This is a genomic window from Streptomyces avermitilis MA-4680 = NBRC 14893 (assembly GCF_000009765.2).
Lineage (GTDB): Bacteria > Actinomycetota > Actinomycetes > Streptomycetales > Streptomycetaceae > Streptomyces > Streptomyces avermitilis.
Window position 1 is genome coordinate 1,240,264 of sequence record NC_003155.5, and the last position, 17,391, is coordinate 1,257,654.

The following is a 17,391-nucleotide window of genomic DNA, read 5'->3' on the forward strand; positions in this document are numbered from 1 at the left end:
TCCGTTAGGTCTGTCTCGCGGTCCTGTTTGGGGGCATGTTGAAGGTGTGGATGCACATGAAGTGAACCGTGCTCGGGCGACGTTGGCATTATTCGTGGCTGACGTGTTCGCGTCGGTGCCGCGTAAGGACCAGCGGGCGAAGGGCGACTGCTATCTGCGGGGGCTGATGCTGGACGGACGGCGTAAGTCGATCCAGCCGATGGCAGAGCGGCTGCCGGATGGCAACGAGCAGAACCTGCAGCAGTTCGTGAACCAGTCGACCTGGGATCCGGTGCCGGTGCGGCGGCGGATCGCGGAGCGGATGGTGGCGCAGATCGGCCCGGATGCCTGGGCGGTCGATGACGTGTCGTTCCCCAAGGACGGCAAGATGTCGGTCGCGGTCGCGCACCAGTACTGCGGGGCGCTGGGCAAGCAGGCCAACTGCCAGGTCGCGGTGAGCGTGCACGCGGTCTCCGACACTGCCTCCTGCCCGCTGCAGTGGCGGTTGTTCGTGCCCCAGGAGTGGGCGCACGACGCGCCACGGCGGCAGAAGACCGGGATACCGCCAGAGGTCGGGCACCGGGAGAAGTGGCGCCTGGCTCTGGACATCTTCGACGAGCTGGCCGGGTGGGGGCTGGTGCCGCCGGTGGTGGTGGCCGACGCCGGCTACGGGCAGAACGCCGACTTCCGCGACGGCCTGGACGGCCGGGGCATCGGCTATGTCGCGGCCATCCGCTCGGATGTGACCGTCCATCCGCACGATGCCGAGCCTTTCGCGCCGCCCTGGTCGGGCAACGGCCGCAAGCCCCAGCCCCGCTACCGCGACAAGCCGTCCTCGGTGGCGGCGCTGGCGACCGGCCACGGGCGGCAGGCCTTCACCGAGGTGACCTGGCGGGAAGGCTCCCGCGGACCGATGCGCTCGCATTTCCTGTCCCTGCGGGTGCGGCCGGCCGGGGTCAAATCCCGACGCCTCGCCCAGGCCGCCGCCACAGACGAAAACTGCTGGGACGGTGTCCTGCCCGAGGTCACACTGCTGGTCGAATGGCCCGAAGGCGCCGAGGCGCCCACCGACTACTGGCTGTCCAACCTGCCCGACACGCTCTCCCTCGCCGAACTGGTCCGCCTGGCGAAGATCCGCTGGCGCATCGAGCACGACTACCGCGAACTCAAGCACGGCCTCGGCCTGGACCACTTCGAGGGCCGCTCCTGGACCGGCTGGCACCACCACGTCTCCCTGGTCACCGCCGCCCACGCGTTCCTCACCGAACAGCGTCTGGCCCCAAAAGCCGGTACAGCGGACTCACCCTCTACCAGACCCTCGACGCCATCCAGGACCTGCTGAACTGCTGGAGCGGCACCTGCACCACCTGCCACCGCCCCCTGCCCAAAACATCCACCACCAGCCACAACCCAAGAGCCAGAGCAACCTAACGGAGCCCTACTAGGTGTATGAGGACAGGACGTTGGTGACGGTCATGGGCAGGCGGATTGCCGGTGGCTGGTTTCCAGCTGCCCCGTGTGGGCGGTGGTAGTTGTAGTGGATGTTCCAGACGCGGAGCGCATCTGAGCGTTCTTGCTCGCATTGCCAGCTCCGGGCGTAGAGGAATTCCTCGGCGAGGATGCGGTGGTACCGCTCCACTTTGCCGTTGTGGCGAGGTGTGTATGGGGTGATGCGTTGGTGCCGTGCTCCAAGCAGCGCGCGAGCGAAGGCATCGGCTCGGTAGCAGGCTCCGTTGTCGGTGACGATCCGCTCGATGGTGGTGATGCCATGCGCTGCGAACCAGACGCGAGCGCGGTGCATGAATGCAATGGCGGTGGTGGCCTTCTCGTTTGGCAGTGCCTCGGTGTAGGCCAGACGCGAAAAGCCGTCGATGGCGGAGTGCAGGTAGATGTAGCCGCGACGGCCGGTTCGGCGTTTCTGCCGTTCTGCAGATTTGGCCTGCGTGCTTCCGCGGCCGTGGACTCGCCAGCCTCCGCCATCGGGGATGCGGCCGGCTTTCTTGACGTCGATGTGCACCATGTGACCCGGGCGGTGGGCGATGATCTGCCGCGCTGTGCGGTTGGACTCCCCGTCCGGATCGATGAACCGACGGCGACTCAGCCCGAGCTGTTCCAGATGTCGCGTGATGGTCCGGCGACTGATCTGGATGCCCTGGGCCGAGAGTTCGAAGGTGATGCGTGCTGCGGACCACTTGTGTTCCCGGCGCAGCCGCTCGATTTGCTCCACTACCGCGCCGGCGTGGCTGTCGGTTGGTGGCGAGGCGCGGAGGACCGGTCGTGCAGGCCAAGTTCACCGTAGCGGCGGAACCGGTTTACCCATTTCGACGCGCACGCTCTTGAGATCCCCATCTCCGCGGCCACGTGGGCGATCGGGCGCGACTTACAGCGTTCGACGAGGCGGCGCCGGCCTTCAACAGACAGCGGGGCGTTGCGGTGAAGCGACGGTCTCTTCCCGGTCATCGGGTGTGCCGTGTGGGTGCAGAGACAGCAGGAAGGTGAACCGCTACCAGCGGCAGGAAGCAGCCTACGAGGGGCCCCATGCACAGTGCGATAAGCACAGTGCCGACCCCGACGGTTCCACCCAGAAGCCAGCCGACGCAGGCAACAGCGACTTCGATGCCGGTGCGCACAAGGGCGACGGGCAGGTGGGTGAGCCGAACGAGTCCGGTCATGATGCCGTCGCGTGGTCCCGACCCAAACTGCGCGCCGAGGTAGAGCGCGTCAAAGAATGCCAGAGCGACAAGGCCGAGGGCGAGATATCCGATCTCGGCGAGTGGCCCCTGTGGGTTGGGGAGCACAGTCGCGGTGGCATCTGCGGCGAAGCCGACGATCGCGACGTTGAGGAGCGTGCCAAGCCCGGGCAGTTCTCGCAGGGGGATCCATGCAATAAGCACAAGCAGCGAGATCAGGTTTGTCGCCCAACCGAACGAGATATCGAGGGATTTGGCGGTGCCTTCTGTGAGCACGTTCCAGCTGGCTGCGCCAAGCCCGGACTGGACGAGCAGCATGACGGAGGCCCCGTATCCCATCAAGCCGAGCAGGAGCTGGGGGATCCGACGTGCCTTTCCGGCCGCCCGGACCTGGGCGAATGCGTTCATGTGCGGTAGTACGGGTGGGTCGTGACGAGCCGGGACGGAGGTGTGCGTCGTGGAAGCGGGAGGTGCCATATGGCGAGTCTCTTGGCCATCTGGTCCTGGATTCCATAGCCAGATTGGCTAGGCTGGTTCGGTGAAAATCAGCTCGCACGCGGTAGCGGGGATGTTGGGGACCTGGCAGGAGGGGCCGGGGCCGGCGCATCAACGTCTCTCCGACAGGCTGCGTCTGCTCATCCTGGATGGACGCCTCTTTCTTGGTGCGGCCCTGCCGAGTGAGCGTGACCTGGCTGTCGCGCTCGGCACCAGCAGGACCACCGTCGGTACCGCGTTCCGCACGCTGGTCGAGCACGGATACCTCGCCACACAGGCGCGTACCAGGGCGACGGTACGACTGCCTGATGACACCACTCCCGAGCACTTGGTCGGCACGGACGCAGAGACCATCGACCTGTCTTTTGCCGCGCCGGCTGCGCCCGTAGAAATCCTCCACGCCGCGTTCGCGACGGCTCTCGAACAGCTGCCACGTCATTTCGAGCGGCACGGCTACGACCGATACGGCACCGCTGAGCTGCGCGAAGCAGTCGCCCGATGGTATCAGCGGAGAGGACTGCCCACCCGGCCCGATCACATCCTGATCACCAACGGCGCGCAGCACGCTCTAGCGCTTCTGACGCGCGTACTCCTGTCGCCACGCGACAAAGTCCTCATCGACCATCCGACCTACCCGCACGCGATCACGACGTTCACTCAAGCGCGCGCCCGTCTTCTACCCGTCGCCGTGACGTCTTCCGGCTGGGACACCGAGCAACTCCAAGCAGCAGGGCAAGCCGCGAATCTGGCCTACCTGATACCTGACTTTCACAACCCGACCGGGATGTGCATGCCCACGAGCGTGCGCCAACAGCTCAGGCTCGCGTGTCCCACTGTCGTCGACGAGACGATGACCGATCTGGCTCTGGACGTTCCGAGCCCCGAACCCCTCGCGCTGCACATGCCGACGGCCATCAGCATCGGCTCCGTGTCCAAGAGCGTCTGGGGCGGCCTACGCACAGGCTGGATTCGCGCGCTGCCCTCTCTCCTGGAACGTGTCGAACAAGCCCGTCCCACCACAGACCTCGGCACCCCCGTCGTAGAACAGCTCGCCACAGCCGTCCTCCTGAACGAGCACCAGACCCAGCGGCCCGACACGCTCCAGCAACTCAGATCGCAACGTGACGCCCTGTGGCAAGCACTCACCGAACACCTACCGAACGTCCACGCCCCGCAGCCAGCTGGCGGCGTGACGCTATGGGCAGCCTTCCCCGGGCCCGTCAGCTCGCGGCTGGCAGCCATGGCGCCTGACCACGGAGTGACCATCGCGGCCGGCCCACGATTCGGGATCGGAGGCGCGTTCGAACGCAACATCCGACTGCCGTACACGCTCCCTTCGAGTCAACTAGCCCAGGCAATCCGCAGACTCGCGCAGGCAGCACAGGCACTCGCACAAGGCGCTACCGGTACTCACACCCTCGCGCCCATCGCATGAGCGTCAACAACGTCATGACGCGCAACACCTAGATGCCTATGCCGAGCGGCAGCGACGGCCCATGAACCGCAAGGGCGAGGCCGACGTCCCGGTGCAGGCCGGTCACGTGGGCGAGCCGTCCTTGAACGGCGGCTTCGTCGACTACGACCTCGCCCCGCGCGAATACGAGTTGTCCCTCACCCAGACCGTGCTGCGCGTACACACCCGGGTCGCGGATCTCTACAACGAGCCGATGAACCAGACCGAGCAGCAACTCCGCCTGACCATCGAGGAGATCCGCGAGCGCCAGGAGTGGGAGCTCCTCAACAACCGCGAATTCGGGCTGCTGCACAACGCCGACTACGGCCAGCGCATCAGCACGTTCACCGGCCCGCCCACTCCGGACGATCTCGACGAGCTGCTCTGCATGCGCCGCAAGACCCGGCTCTTCCTCGCCCACCCGAAGGCCATCGCGGCCTTCTTCCGGCAGTGCAACCGGCGCGGCCTGGTGCCCGGCACCGCGAACATCGACGGGCACGAGCTGCCCGCCGGCGCGGCGTCCCGTTGCTCCCCTGCGGCAAGATCCCGGTCACCCCGCAGCACACCAGCAGCATCATCGCGCTGCGCACCGGGGAGGCCGACCAAGGCGTCATCGGCCTCTATCAGACCGGCATCCCGGAGGAGTACCAGCCCGGTCTGAACGTGCGGTTCATGGGCATCGACACCGCCGCGATCATCCGCTACCTCGTCACCGCCCACTTCTCGCTGGCCATCCTCGTCCCGGACGCGGCGGGGATCCTGGAAAACGTACAGATCGGCCGGACCGCCGAATGACGGGATGGAGCACCGAATGAGCGCGTCACCGCTTCCCGGTACCTCGTTCGCGCCGCCGGGACCGCACGACATCGCCGGCACCGTGCGGGCCCGGCGTGGCGGGGCGATCCCCGGGCTCAGGTATCGGCCGGCGGTCCCCGCCGATCCCGCGAAGGTCGCGGAGACCGATCGCAGGCTGGAGGCATGGGCCCGCCGGCTCGACGTGTTCCCCGAGGCGTGGTTCGGGGATTTCGCGGGGTTCCAGTTCGGCCGGGCCGTGGTGCTCCAGCACCCGGGTGCCGCGGACGTGGAGCGCCTCACCGTCGCCGGCAAACTGCTGCTCGCCGAGAACATCGTCGACGACTGCTACTGCGAGGACCGGGGTGGTTCACCGCGCGGTCTCGGCGGCCGGCTGATCACGGCCCAGTCCGCGATCGACCCCTACCACGGCACTCCCGAGGCGGAGGAGCAGTGGCGGCACGGCATGCAGGCCGACGGGCCGCTGCGCTCGTACCACTGGGCCGTCAAGGACTACGCCACCCTCGCCACGCCCAGCCAGACGGACCGCCTCGTCCACGACATCGCCCGGCTGCACCTGGGGTACCTCGCCGAGGCGGCCTGGGCGGAGACACGCCATGTGCCGCGGGTGTGGGAGTACCTGGTGATGCGGCAGTTCAACAACTTCCGTCCCTGTCTGTCCATCGTCGAGGTGGCATGCCACCAACACCCACCGCTACCACCTGCCGAACTACTGGTAACCACTACTGACAGTACGTCAAATGCACTGCGAGGAGCCACTGTTGACCACCGCCCCCGACGCCGTCACGGCAGCACCGGTACCGACCCAGTCCACGTACCAGTCCCGCGTCGCGGACTACTGGAACGCCGAGGAGAACCCGGTCAACCTCGAACTCGGCAAGATCGACGATCTGTACCACCACCACTACGGGGTCGGGGCCGTCGACTACTCCGTGCTCGACGAGCCCGACCCCTCGCGGCGCCACGAGAGGATCACCGCCGAGCTGCACCGACTGGAACACGCCCAGGCCGAACTGCTGGCCGGCCACCTCAGCCCCCTCTCCCCCGCCGACCGCGTCTTCGACGCCGGCTGCGGTCGCGGCGGCGGCAGCGTCGTGGCGCACCTGCGGTACGGCTGCCACGCCGACGGCGTCACGATCTCCGCCAAGCAGGCCGACTTCGCCAACGAACAGGCCCGCAAGCGGGACATCGGCGACAAGGTGCGCTACCACCACCGCAACATGCTCGACACGGGCCTGCCGACCGGGGCGTTCGCGGCCTCGTGGAACAACGAATCCACCATGTACGTCGAGCTGGAGCTGCTGTTCGCCGAACATGCCAGGCTGCTGCGTCGCGGCGGACGCTGTGCGGTGATCATCGGGTGCTACAACGACACCTACGGGAGGGCCTCACGCGAAGTGTCCCTCATCAACGCCCACTACATCTGCGACATCCATCCACGGTCGGCATACTTCCGGGCCATGGCCCGCAACCGGCTGGTCCCCGTGCACGTCGAGGATCTCACCGGAGCCGCGCTGTCCTACTGGGAGCTGCGCAAGCGGTCCGACCGGCTGGCCACCGGCATCGAGGACTCGTTCCGGACCGCGTACAAGAACGGCAGCTTCCAGTACCTGCTGATCGTGGCCGACCGCGTCTGAGGCCACAGAACGCCGCCCCTGTCCCGCCGCCGCGGCACGACGGCGGACCAGGTGTACGTCCCCCGGGGGAGGGCCACTGTCCGACAGATGTCACGGAGTGGCCAACAGCGACTCCAAGGCCACCGCGGTATCCGGATGACGGCCGATCAGTTGCCCGCCCGCCGGGCCGGGATCGGCTGTCTGCCACGTACCGTCGCAGCCCAGCAGGCTCGCCACCGCGTCGCACGTCGCGGGGTGGGCGGCGAGCAGCGCGACGTTGCGGCCCTCGCCCGCGCGCCCGCCCGGGCGCGCGGTGTCGGGCAACGGCTGGGCCCGCCACGGCGGCACCCACGCGTCCAGCTCCCCCAGCCGGCCGGGGAAGATCCGCCCGGCTTCACGGATCAGGAGCGGGGCGAGCTCCGCGCCGTTGGAGCGCAGGGTGCTGATGAGGGTGGGCAGCCACGGCAGCAGCACCGGGTCCGGCAGGCGTCCGAACGCGTTCGACACTGCCTCCACGACGAGGTCGGCCAGCCCCGGCACCGGTTCCAGCGCGTGCACGAATCCGCTGAGGTAACGCGGATAGGCAGGCACCACCATGGGGTTGTCCAGCAGTTCGTCGCAGCGTGTGCGAAGGTCCGCGCGGGAGAGATGTCCGAGCTGTACCTGAGCCGCCCACAGCAGCGCCACCTTCGACGGCTCCTGCGGATGCGACTGCGCGACGGACAGCTCCAGCTGGGTTCGGTCGCAGCCCAGCGACAGCGCCAGGCTCTCCATGCCGAACAGGAATCCCAGCATCGCCGCGACCTGGCGGACGGTGGCGTCGTCGTCGGTGAACGCCGTCGGCAGCAGGGTGCAGTAGTGCGCGTATCCGGTCTTGACGAAGGACTCGATCCACGGTGGCAGCACCGGCTCGCTGGTGCGGTAGTACGCCAGCAGCCGCCGCACCCGGCGCAGCACCTCCGGTGCGCCGTCGACGCTGCGTTCGGCCGACAGCACCTCGAGGGCGCGGGTGCCCAGCTCGTCGGTGAGGCGGCGGCTGCGCAGGTGCAGCGTCGCGTCCTCGATGGCCTCCAGGACGGTCGCCGTGGTGGCGTGCGGCCCGTACGCCGTGCGGCGCAGGCGCTGCTCCAGGACCTGCTCGATGCTGACACCCTCGTAGCCGAGCTCGATGAGCGCGCGCTGGTGGGTGCCCAGCGCCAGGTCCCACGACTCCTGGATCGGCCGCTCGCCGAGCCGCCGCTCACCCATGATGGGCCGGGCCGTGCCCTGCGGCATCAGGTACCGCAGCATCCACAGCACGTCGGAGCACTGCTCCAGTTGCGGCTGGGAGGATATGTCCAGCAACGCCCGCTGGACGCCGCGCTGCTGCAACTTCAGGTTCAGCGGCGCGAGCCGGTCGTGCACGTCGCGGGCCAGTGGTGGCAGCGCGTCGTAACCGACCTGGCCGATCCGGTCGCCGCCCATCATGATGTCGACGAGGCGGCGCACATCGCGCCGGCCCGGCACGGTGTCCTTCTCGATGCAGGTGACCGCCGCGTCCTGGAAGTCGTACGGCGTGGGTCTGGCCCGATCGCGCATCCCGGCCAGCAGGATGGACGTCTCGAACACCGCGATGGCGTCAGCGGTGGAGGCGAGATAGCCGTTGCGGCGCGCGGCGCGCACGATCTCCACCGACCAGCCGAGCAGTTCGGTCTCGTCGAGCCGGTCCAGGACGGGCGGTCGCCGCAGGAAGCCGGTCAGCTTGTCCGAGTTCGCGGCCGCCGGCACGGGGGCGGCCGCGACCGCGGTCTTCTTGGCCTTCGACGTCTTCGCGCCCGCCTGTCCCGCCAGGCGGAAGGGCTCCACGCGCGTGCGCCTGACGTTCTTCGCCCACACCGTCGCGGCGATCGACACCGAGCCGGAGGCGAGGCCGAACTGCGTCTCGATCGCCGCGTGGCTGGACGGAATGAGGCCGTGCTGCCACCTGGTGGCACTGCGCGGACCGATCTCGAAGGTGTCGGTGCCGTGGACGCCGAACTCCGCGACGCGACTGGCCGCGTGGAAGGCACCGCAGACGTAAAGGCAGTCCGCGGCATCGGTGCCGGTCGCGGCCAGGTGTTCGCGCATCCTGGTCCACATGTAGCGTTCGCGGTCCTCGTCCACGCGCACCCGGTGGGGGTCGCCGGGGGCAAGGCGTCTGAAGAGGCTGCCGATCAGGAGCATGACCTGGCGATAGGTGTCGTGATCGCTGTCGCCGAGGGGCAGTTCGACGTACTGGTGCCACCACTCCGACCAGTGCCGCACCCTGCCGTGGTGCAGCAGGTGTTCCTCCAGTTCGGCGAAGCGCGGCCGCAGGTCGCCGATCTCCACGCCGACCGCGTCGCCGTGCAGTGCGGCCTCCTCCTCGACGGGCGGTGCGTCCGACGCCCCTGGATCGGCGCCGGCCTCGGCGGAGTGCGTCCCGCGCGAGTCCCACTGGAAGACATGGTCCGAGGAACGGTCGACGAGGACCAGTTCGACGCCCGGCGTGTCCAGTGCGTAGGCGATTGCCTGGTACTCGGCCGAGGCCTCGGTGATCGGTGCGACCACCGACAGCGGGGACCAGTCGGCCGGGAAGCCGTCGACCTCGGTCGCGAACGCCTGCACCGCCACCGGCAGTCGGCAGTTGCGCAGTTCGGTCAGCAGGGGCGCCATGTCCTCGCACAACTCCAGGTACACGACCTTCGGCCGCTTCTCCCGCAGGCGGCGTGCCATCGCGAGCGCCGAGGCGGGCGAGTGGTGGCAGACGGGGAAGATCTCCAGTGGCTCGCGCACCGCGCGGTCGACGTCGTCGACGATGCCGAGGAGGATGCCCTCCAGGGCGTCGGGCCCGTCGGAGAACGTCGCGGCGGCCTCCTGCAACTGTCCGCGCAGCTCTTCGAAGGTCTGCCCGTGCGTGCCGCTCATGAGAGGGTGGCGATCGCGTCGCGGCCGCCCTCCAGGAACTCCGGCCAGGATCCGCCCTCTTCCTTGCCGCGCGGCTCGACGACGCCGTGCAGGTACTTGTTGAGGATGGCCAGGTCCTCGGGCTCGCGCCGGGCCAGTGACCCGACGAGCGAGGAGGCCAGCGTGCGGGCGGTCAGGGCGCGCTCGCCGAAGAAGTTGCTGTGCAGGATCGCGTCCTCGAGGACGCCGATCTGTTCGGCGGTGGACAGCGCGGACTCCAGCTTCTCGTCGTCGCTGCCGGCCGCGGCCGCGGAGGCACGCAGGTCGGCGAAGCTCTGCAACAGCACGTCGAGCAGCGTCGGCGGCACGTCCAGCTCGATCTGGTGGCGCCGGAGCAGTTCCTCGGTGCGGAAGCGGACGATCTCCGCCTCGCTCTTCCTGTTCGTCATCACCGGGATGCGTACGAAGTTGAAGCGGCGCTTGAGTGCCGAGGACAGGTCATTGACGCCCCGGTCACGGCTGTTGGCCGTGGCGATGATCGAGAAGCCGGGCTGGGCGAAGACGACGCTGTCGCTGTCCAGTTCGGGAACCGAGACGTATTTCTCGGACAGGATCGAGATCAGCGCGTCCTGAACGTCACTGGTGGAACGGGTGAGTTCCTCGAACCGGCCGATCGCGCCGGTCTCCATCGCCGTCATGATCGGCGAGGGGATCATCGACTCCCGCGACTGGCCCTTGGCGATGACCATGGACACGTTCCAGGAGTATTTGATGTGATCCTCGGTGGTGCCGGCCGTGCCCTGCACGACCAGCGTGGAGTTGCGGCAGATCGCGGCGGACAACAGCTCGGCCAGCCAGCTCTTGCCGGTGCCGGGGTCGCCGATGAGCAGCAGTCCACGGTCGGAGGCCAGCGTGACGATGGAGCGCTCGACGAAACTGCGGTCGCCGAACCACTTCTGCGAGATCTCCCGCTCCAGGCCGTCGGAGCGCTCGGAGCCCAGGATGAACAGGCGGACCATCTTCGGGGACAGGCGCCAGGAGAAGGGCTTGGGGTTGTCGTCGATGGACTCCAGCCAGTCCAGTTCCTCGGCGTACTTGATCTCGGCGGGGGCGCGCAACAGGTCGGACATCACAGGGCCTTTCTAAGCGAGGAACGTCTTGAGTTCGTGGACGAGCTTGCGGATGTGGCCGGAGACCACCGGCGTGCCAAGGGCCTTGAAGCGCTCCCGGAACCAGGGGTTGACCTCCTGGCGACCGGAGCTGGTCACCGAGCCGACCGGGATGAACTTCACCCCGGAGCGGTGGACCGCCTCGATGCCTTCGAACAGCGGCTGGGAGCGGTCGAACTCATAGAAGTCCGAGATCCACACCATCACGGTGCTCCGCGGTTCGGTGATCTTCGGGCGGGCCATGGCCATGGCGACGGGTCCGTCGTTGCCGCCCCCGAGGTTGGTGCGCAGCAGCATCTCGAACGGGTCGCTCACCCAAGGGGTCAGGTCGATGGCACGGGTGTCGTACGCGATCAGGTGGACGTCCACCTTCGGCAGCCCGGCGAAGATCGACGCCAGGATGGTGCAGTTCACCATCGAGTCGACCATCGAGCCCGACTGGTCCACGACGACGATCAGCCGTTGGGGCGTCGTCTTGCGGGCGGTGTGCCGGTAGTAGAGGCGGTCGACGTACAGCCGCTCCTCCTCCGGGCTCCAGTTGGTGAGGTTCTTCCAGATCGTGCGATCGAGGTCCAGGTTGCGGAAGGTCCGCTTGGGTGGGACGGAGCGGTCCAGCGCGCCGGCCGTGGCCTGCGCCACCTGGGTGCGCAGCACCTCGGCCACCTCGTCGACGAAGCGGCGGATCAGAGCCTTGGCATTGGCCAGCGCGACGCCGGACAGATTGTTCTTGTCGCGCAGCAGCTGTTCGATCAGCGACATGCTCGGGGTCAGCTGTGCGGCGAGGGTGGGATCGGCGAGGACCTCACGCAAGTGCATCCGCTTCACGAGATCGGCCTCGATGGCACCGAGTTCCGGGCCGATCGCGGGAATCAGACGGCCGAGGTCGGGCGTCGCACCGCGACCGCCGGTGCCGGCCGGACCGGCGCCTCGCCCCGCGCGCCCTCCTCCCGGGCGTCCCCCGCGCAGTTCGCCCGGCCGGCAGCCGAGCGCTCGCTCCAGCCACCCCGCGTCGGACTGCCAGCGCGACAGCTGTCCGGCGGTGACGGTGCCGGATCCGGCGGCGAAGACGTTGAGCAGCACCTTCGACACCAGGGCCGCACGCCGTACTTCGGCGGCCCGGTCGCGTCCGTCGTCGTCGGGCTCGGGCTCGGGCACCATCAGACCGTCGAATTCGGAGGCCAGCTCCGGGTGGCGCTGCACGATCGAGTCGACGGAGGTCCCCGGGTCCAACAGCCCGGACGGCAGACCGATGTCCTCGACGACAGCGAGGCTCGCCGACTCCAGCGTCGCCTGTTCTTCGTGGTCGAAGAGACGGGCGAGGAGCCGCCAGTAGAGAACCTGGCGACGGTTCTCGTCCGAGTCCGCCTCCGCGTTCTGCTCGGGCGTGTGTTCGGTCGTCCGCTCGGTCATTTCCTCAGCAGCCTTCCGGCGCGCTCACGCAACACCGCCACAGCCTCGGTGGCGGCCTTCTCGGCCTTGGCGCCCGTCTTGTCGGCCGTGCCGCCGGCCCATGCTCCGGCGTGGACCGCGACAGCCTTCTTCCGCACGGTCGTCTCGACGGCGAGCGGTTGGACGCTGAACGCCCCGGTGTCCCAGCGCAGCAGGCCGATGCACGCGTTCGACAGCGCGACGGCCTCGGGGGTCAGCGGGCCGGTGGTCGGGACCCGGTCGGCCTCGACGGCGAGTCCGTGTCCGTGTCCGTGTCCGGCCGTGTTGAACGTCAGTACGTCGCCGTCCTTGTGGACGGCGTAGCCCTCCAGGAACACCGGTACGGCGATGCCCGCCGGATGCCGGTGAAGCGGCGCGGTGTGTGCGGCGGTCGCGGTGGGCAGGACGACGCGGGCGGTGGCGAAGGGGTCGGCGGGCTCACCGGGGCGCCCTTGTTCATCACTCCAGATCAGGTCGCCTTCGGCGGTGATCGGCATGGCGTGGAGCTCCATCGAACGGCCTTCGCCTGCGGCGGCCAGGAGCGACATGTGCGGGCGGAGCAGCTGCCAGACACCGGCTCCGACGACCGTGTCCGGCTTCGGCACCGAGACACTGGCGCGTACCAGGCGGGGCGCGCTGCCGTCCGCGGGCTCGAACACGGCGTGGACCTGGGCCTGCGCGGCGGTCGCGTGTTCGTGCACGTCGACACCGAGGGGCAGCAGGCGGCCGGTGGCGGGAGCGGTCGTGGGCGCGTCGGCGGCGCCGGGCACCGTCAGGAGCATCGCACGCGACCACACATCTCCCCAGCGGCGTACCGGCATTCGCTTGAGGGCCGCCCCGGGGCAGGAGGCGGCGAGTTCGGCGGCGAAGCCGTCGAGGAGCGTCGCCAGGCGGCGCAGGGAGGGGTCCGGGAGCATCGACGAGACGACCTGCGCCGATGCCGACACCACCTCGTGATCGATGCCCTGCCATCCGGCGCGCGCCAGATCGCAGAGCCAGGAGCGGGCGGCGGCCAGCAGGTTCACCATGTGCCGCTCGCCGGGCGTCGAGGCCGTCGCCTCACCGCGGGTGCGACCGATCACCTCGTCGACGCGGGTCATGAGGGCGTCGTGGACGGAGCCGAGCAGTGCCGTGCGGGCGGCGGCCAGGGCGACGAAGTGGTCCTCGCTCGCGGCTCCGGCCGCCGCCTTGTCGGCGGCCTCCGCGACCCTGGAGGCCAGCGGTGTCCCCGCGACGGCGCAGGCGAGTTGGTTCAGGTCGGCGGCCTGGGCGGGCTGGGGCCGGAGCAGGCCGCCGACGAGCGTCCGGTCGAAGCCATCGACCGCGGCCAGGGCTTCGTCGAGCCCGGCCATGGGTTCGGTGAGCAGGTCGGTGCGCATCACGCCACCGCCCTGGTCGGCGGGAACCACTGCATCTCGGGCAACGGCGCGGTGGTCGGGGCGAGTTCCAGGTAGGCCAGGTGGCGCAGGAACCGGCTGAAGACCCAAGCGGCGGCCTTGGCGTCCCCCTGTGGCGGGTTGGTTCCGCTCATCTCCGCGGCGATGCCCTGTGCGCTCCGCTCCTCGTCCGCGATGTCCACACGCAGGTAGCGGACGACGCGCTCGACGCCGTACTGCAGCACCGCCTCGTTGATCAGGGCCTTGATGTGGTTGCAGAACGAGCCCCGAGCGCCGCCGCAGGGACGGTTGTTGTTGGTGCTGCACGCGAACGCGTAGCTGCCGGCCGCGACCGATGAGACGTAGACCCGCTCGATGTCCGATCCGCTGGACACCACGCCTTGCAGGCGTCCGTCGGCAAGTTCGACGAACGGGACCTTCGCGAGCTTGCGCGGTCGCGCGGGCGGTATCACGCGCGCCATGCTGGACTTCTCCCAATCCGACAACGCACCATCTCCTTTGCACCAAGGGGCTCTCGCGCCAGAGCGGCGAGACACGGCTGAACATAGTGGCGACCACTGACAACGCCGATCACAGGCGGAGTTCACCCCCGTCGAGCGTGCTGTGCGACAGGGGTACGAACCGGCCGCCCCGACGACCGGGAGCCCGGACCCCGGTCCGGACGCCGCGCCCGCGACGCCAAGCTCCGCACCCCGATAATCCGTTGCCGCCCACGCTCGCCCGAGCGATCATCGCGGGATGCCGACCACTCCCCCGGACGGACGCTCCGGGATCGACGCTGCCCTGGTGAGCCGTCTGATCGCGGCGCAGTTCCCTCAGTGGAGCGGCCTGCCGGTGACCCCGGTGGACATCGACGGCTGGGACAACCGCACCTATCGCCTGGGCGACGACATGACGGCCCGTCTGCCCACCGCCGCCGGCTACGTTCCAGCGGTCACCAAGGAACACGAGTGGCTTCCCAGGCTCGCACCATCGCTGCCGGTCGCCATCCCGCCGATCCTGGCGATGGGCGTCCCGGGTGAGGGATATCCGTTCCCGTGGTCCGTACGCGGCTGGCTCCCCGGTGAGCGAGCCGATCGAGGGCGCATCGACGACCTGTCGCAGTTCGCGGTCTCGGTAGCCGAGTTCGTCCTCGCGCTCCAGCGCTGCGACACCACCGGCGGCCCGCTCGCCGGGGAACACAGCTGGTACCGGGGCGCGTCACCGGCCCATTACGACGACGAGACCCGCCGTTGCCTGGCCGCCCTCGAGGGACGTGTCGACACTGACCGTGCGGCCACCGTCTGGGGCGCCGCCCTCGCCGCCCCGTGGGATGGGAACCCCGTGTGGTTCCACGGCGACGTCGGCGCGGGCAACCTCCTGGTCGCAGACGGGAAACTCGCGGCTGTCATCGACTTCGGCACATCCGGTGTCGGCGATCCGGCCTGCGACCTGGTGATCGCATGGGGGATGTTCTCCGGCGACAGTCGGGACGCGTTCCGCCGTGCTGTCGGCCAAGACGAGGGCACCTGGGCACGGGCTCGCGGGTGGGCTCTCTGGAAAAGCCTGCTGACCCTGGCCGAGTGCATCGACACCGATCCGGAACAGGCCGCCGTCAACCGACGTCTGATCGGTCACGTGCTCGAGGATCACCGCCGCTTCGCCCAGCCAAGCGTGGCGTAGCCGATCCGGGCCTGCTTTCGCGCGTAGGTCCGGTGCTGGGCGCGGGCGACACGATGACCTTCGAGACGGTGGCCCAGAGCACCCGGGACGCCCCCACCGGTGTGGACGGCCGCGTTGCTCCGTACGAGTGGTGCATCCCCTGACACAGTCGTAGCGTCAGTACAGAGACGATCGCTGGCGACGGAACGGCACACCGTCCTGCGTCAGCCCCACAATCCAGACTTCGCCAGGCGAGCGGACCAGAGGTATGCGCGCGGGGCCATGGGTGGCGGAGACAGGCGGCCGGGAGCGGACATGCGGACACACACAGTGAAAACGTTGGTTACGCTCTGTGCGGCTGTATCGCTCGCGGCAGCCACGGGATCGTCCTCCGCTGCCCCGCCGACCGCGCGGGCCGTGAAACAGCAGCCCGAACGCACCGTGCTTGTCGACTGTTTCTGGAAACCGAACGTACGCCCCACCGACTTCATCCTCGCCTGCGGTGACGGCAACAGCCGTCTGTCCTCGCTCAAGTGGTCGCACTGGAACCTGAACTCGGCGACAGCCAAGGGCTTCAACCTGGTGAACGACTGCAAGCCGTACTGCGCGGCGGGCAAGTTCCACTCGTACGCGGTCGTCGTGCGGCTCGACCACCCGCAGCCCTGGAAGAAGCGCCCGCAGGTCCAGCACTACACCCAGATGAGCCTCGTCTACACCGACAACAGGCCGGACGGGTTCGAGCGAACGGTCACCTACCCCCTGTGGAACTGACGTCGAGGGGTTGGCACGGTCGCGCCGCCGGTGGGCCCGCCTGGCGTGGACGCTTGTGCGCCACGCCCCCCGTTCGGGTGATGGGGTGGGGGCGGGGGCTGTTGCTCACTTTCGGGTGACGGTCGGATGGCGAGTGGGGTGGCGAGTGGGGTGGCGCGCCGCAGCGGAGGTAGGGGTCGGCCAAGGCTGGTAAGGGTGGCGTGTGTACTGCTGCGTCAACTTCATGCCGCGCCGATATGCGTGCAGTGTGCAGGTGAGGATCACAGCCGTGTCGGTGATCCGTAACCCTCGCCCGGTCCGGGACACGGCAGCCCGGGGCGGCGGGAGAGTGGTGGTCCTCGGCCACCGGGCCGGGACCCGCACACCGCAGACCACCCGCAGCACCGCTGTCGTGGTCTGCCAGCACCCAAGGGGGCACACATGTCCGCTTTGCAGTCCGTTTCAGCCCGTCGTCTGACTGCCGTCGCACTGACCGCCGGCGCGTTGATGAGTGTCGCGGCTCTGCCGGCCTCGGCAGACCAGGATCGCCAGCCCCACCGGCAGCGGGTGGAGATCAGCAACGTCCACTACGACGCTCCGGGCCGCGACGACCGCAGCAACCGCTCCCTCAACCAGGAGTGGGTGGACATCACCAACACCGGCCGCCACTCCGTCAACCTCGACGACTGGACCCTGAGCAACCGCGACGGCCGCACCTACACCTTCCACCACCTGCGCCTGGAGGGCCACTCCACCGTCCGGGTCCACACCGGCAACGGCCGGGACACCCACCGTGACGTCTACCAGGATCGCCGCCACGAGGTGTGGAACGACCGCTCCGACACCGCGACGCTGCGCAACGACCACGGTCGTGTCATCGACACGGCGTCCTGGGGGCGCGGCAGCCACGAGCGGCGGGGTGGGCACGAGGGGCACGGTCACAGCCGCCGCTGACCCCACCGCGGGCCGGCCGAAAGGCTGAAGCAAGGCCACCCGCCCGCACGACCGGCGTGCCACGGACCCCCAGTCCGTGGCACGCCTCCTTTTCGCGTGGTG

12 protein-coding genes and 3 pseudogenes are annotated in these 17,391 nt (G+C 69.0%); 8 read left to right on the forward strand and 7 right to left on the reverse strand.

Going from position 1 to position 17,391, the window contains the following annotated elements:
• Positions 1–46: 46 nt before the first annotated feature.
• Positions 47–1,321 carry an IS701-like element ISSav4 family transposase gene (locus tag SAVERM_RS05385; protein WP_010981725.1) on the forward strand — a complete coding sequence of 425 codons (1,275 nt, stop codon included), beginning with the start codon at positions 47–49 and terminating at the stop codon, positions 1,319–1,321.
• Between the two features lie 99 nt (positions 1,322–1,420).
• On the opposite strand, the pseudogene SAVERM_RS05390 reads toward SAVERM_RS05385, so the two are convergent.
• Positions 1,421–2,439, reverse strand: a pseudogene (locus tag SAVERM_RS05390) (IS481 family transposase).
• Positions 2,436–3,077 carry a membrane protein YczE gene (gene yczE, locus SAVERM_RS05395; protein WP_010982417.1) on the reverse strand — a complete coding sequence of 214 codons (642 nt, stop codon included), beginning with the start codon at positions 3,075–3,077 and terminating at the stop codon, positions 2,436–2,438. The pseudogene SAVERM_RS05390 and the gene yczE overlap by 4 nt, the downstream one beginning before the upstream one ends.
• 130 nt (positions 3,078–3,207) lie before the next feature.
• Between yczE and yczR the strand changes: the two genes are divergently transcribed.
• The 4 genes and pseudogenes from yczR (at position 3,208) to SAVERM_RS05410 (ending at position 7,067) form a co-directional block, all read left to right on the forward strand.
• A complete protein-coding gene (yczR, locus tag SAVERM_RS05400) occupies positions 3,208–4,599 on the forward strand; it encodes a MocR-like transcription factor YczR (RefSeq protein WP_010982418.1) in 1,392 nt (463 codons plus the stop codon).
• 19 nt (positions 4,600–4,618) lie between these two features.
• Positions 4,619–5,412, forward strand: a pseudogene (locus SAVERM_RS05405) (family 2B encapsulin nanocompartment shell protein); the annotation flags it as partial.
• A 4-nt stretch (positions 5,413–5,416) separates the two neighbouring features.
• Positions 5,417–6,097, forward strand: a pseudogene (locus SAVERM_RS44540) (terpene synthase family protein); the annotation flags it as partial.
• A 94-nt stretch (positions 6,098–6,191) separates the two neighbouring features.
• Positions 6,192–7,067 (forward strand): geranyl diphosphate 2-C-methyltransferase, encoded by an 876-nt coding sequence (locus SAVERM_RS05410; protein WP_010982421.1) that lies wholly within the window; start codon positions 6,192–6,194, stop codon positions 7,065–7,067.
• A gap of 90 nt (positions 7,068–7,157) precedes the next feature.
• Here the strand turns inward: SAVERM_RS05410 and SAVERM_RS05415 are convergent, their stop codons facing one another.
• From SAVERM_RS05415 to SAVERM_RS05435, 5 genes are read right to left on the reverse strand one after another with little or no spacing between them, the layout of a single operon-like run.
• Positions 7,158–9,971 carry a DUF5682 family protein gene (locus SAVERM_RS05415; protein ID WP_010982422.1) on the reverse strand — a complete coding sequence of 938 codons (2,814 nt, stop codon included), beginning with the start codon at positions 9,969–9,971 and terminating at the stop codon, positions 7,158–7,160.
• Positions 9,968–11,080, reverse strand: coding sequence for an ATP-binding protein (locus tag SAVERM_RS05420; protein ID WP_037650305.1), 1,113 nt, complete (start codon positions 11,078–11,080; stop codon positions 9,968–9,970). The genes SAVERM_RS05415 and SAVERM_RS05420 overlap by 4 nt, the downstream gene beginning before the upstream one ends.
• A 12-nt stretch (positions 11,081–11,092) precedes the next feature.
• Positions 11,093–12,529, reverse strand: a complete 1,437-nt coding sequence (locus SAVERM_RS05425) for a VWA domain-containing protein (RefSeq protein ID WP_010982424.1) — start codon at positions 12,527–12,529, stop codon at positions 11,093–11,095.
• On the reverse strand, positions 12,526–13,956 hold the full coding sequence (locus SAVERM_RS05430; protein WP_037650303.1) for a hypothetical protein: 1,431 nt from the start codon (positions 13,954–13,956) through the stop codon (positions 12,526–12,528). The genes SAVERM_RS05425 and SAVERM_RS05430 overlap by 4 nt, the downstream gene beginning before the upstream one ends.
• On the reverse strand, positions 13,926–14,405 hold the full coding sequence (locus SAVERM_RS05435) for a hypothetical protein (RefSeq protein WP_010982426.1): 480 nt from the start codon (positions 14,403–14,405) through the stop codon (positions 13,926–13,928). Before SAVERM_RS05435 ends, SAVERM_RS05430 begins: the two co-directional genes overlap by 31 nt.
• A gap of 277 nt (positions 14,406–14,682) precedes the next feature.
• Between SAVERM_RS05435 and SAVERM_RS05440 the strand changes: the two genes are divergently transcribed.
• The 3 genes from SAVERM_RS05440 (at position 14,683) to SAVERM_RS05450 (ending at position 17,289) form a co-directional block, all read left to right on the forward strand.
• Complete coding sequence (locus SAVERM_RS05440; RefSeq protein WP_010982427.1) at positions 14,683–15,606, forward strand: aminoglycoside phosphotransferase family protein; 924 nt, start codon at positions 14,683–14,685, stop codon at positions 15,604–15,606.
• 294 nt (positions 15,607–15,900) lie between these two features.
• Positions 15,901–16,356, forward strand: a complete 456-nt coding sequence (locus SAVERM_RS05445) for a hypothetical protein (protein ID WP_010982428.1) — start codon at positions 15,901–15,903, stop codon at positions 16,354–16,356.
• A 420-nt stretch (positions 16,357–16,776) separates the two neighbouring features.
• Positions 16,777–17,289: a lamin tail domain-containing protein gene (locus tag SAVERM_RS05450; RefSeq protein WP_037650300.1), complete on the forward strand. Its 513-nt coding sequence runs from the start codon at positions 16,777–16,779 to the stop codon at positions 17,287–17,289.
• Positions 17,290–17,391 lie beyond the last annotated feature (102 nt).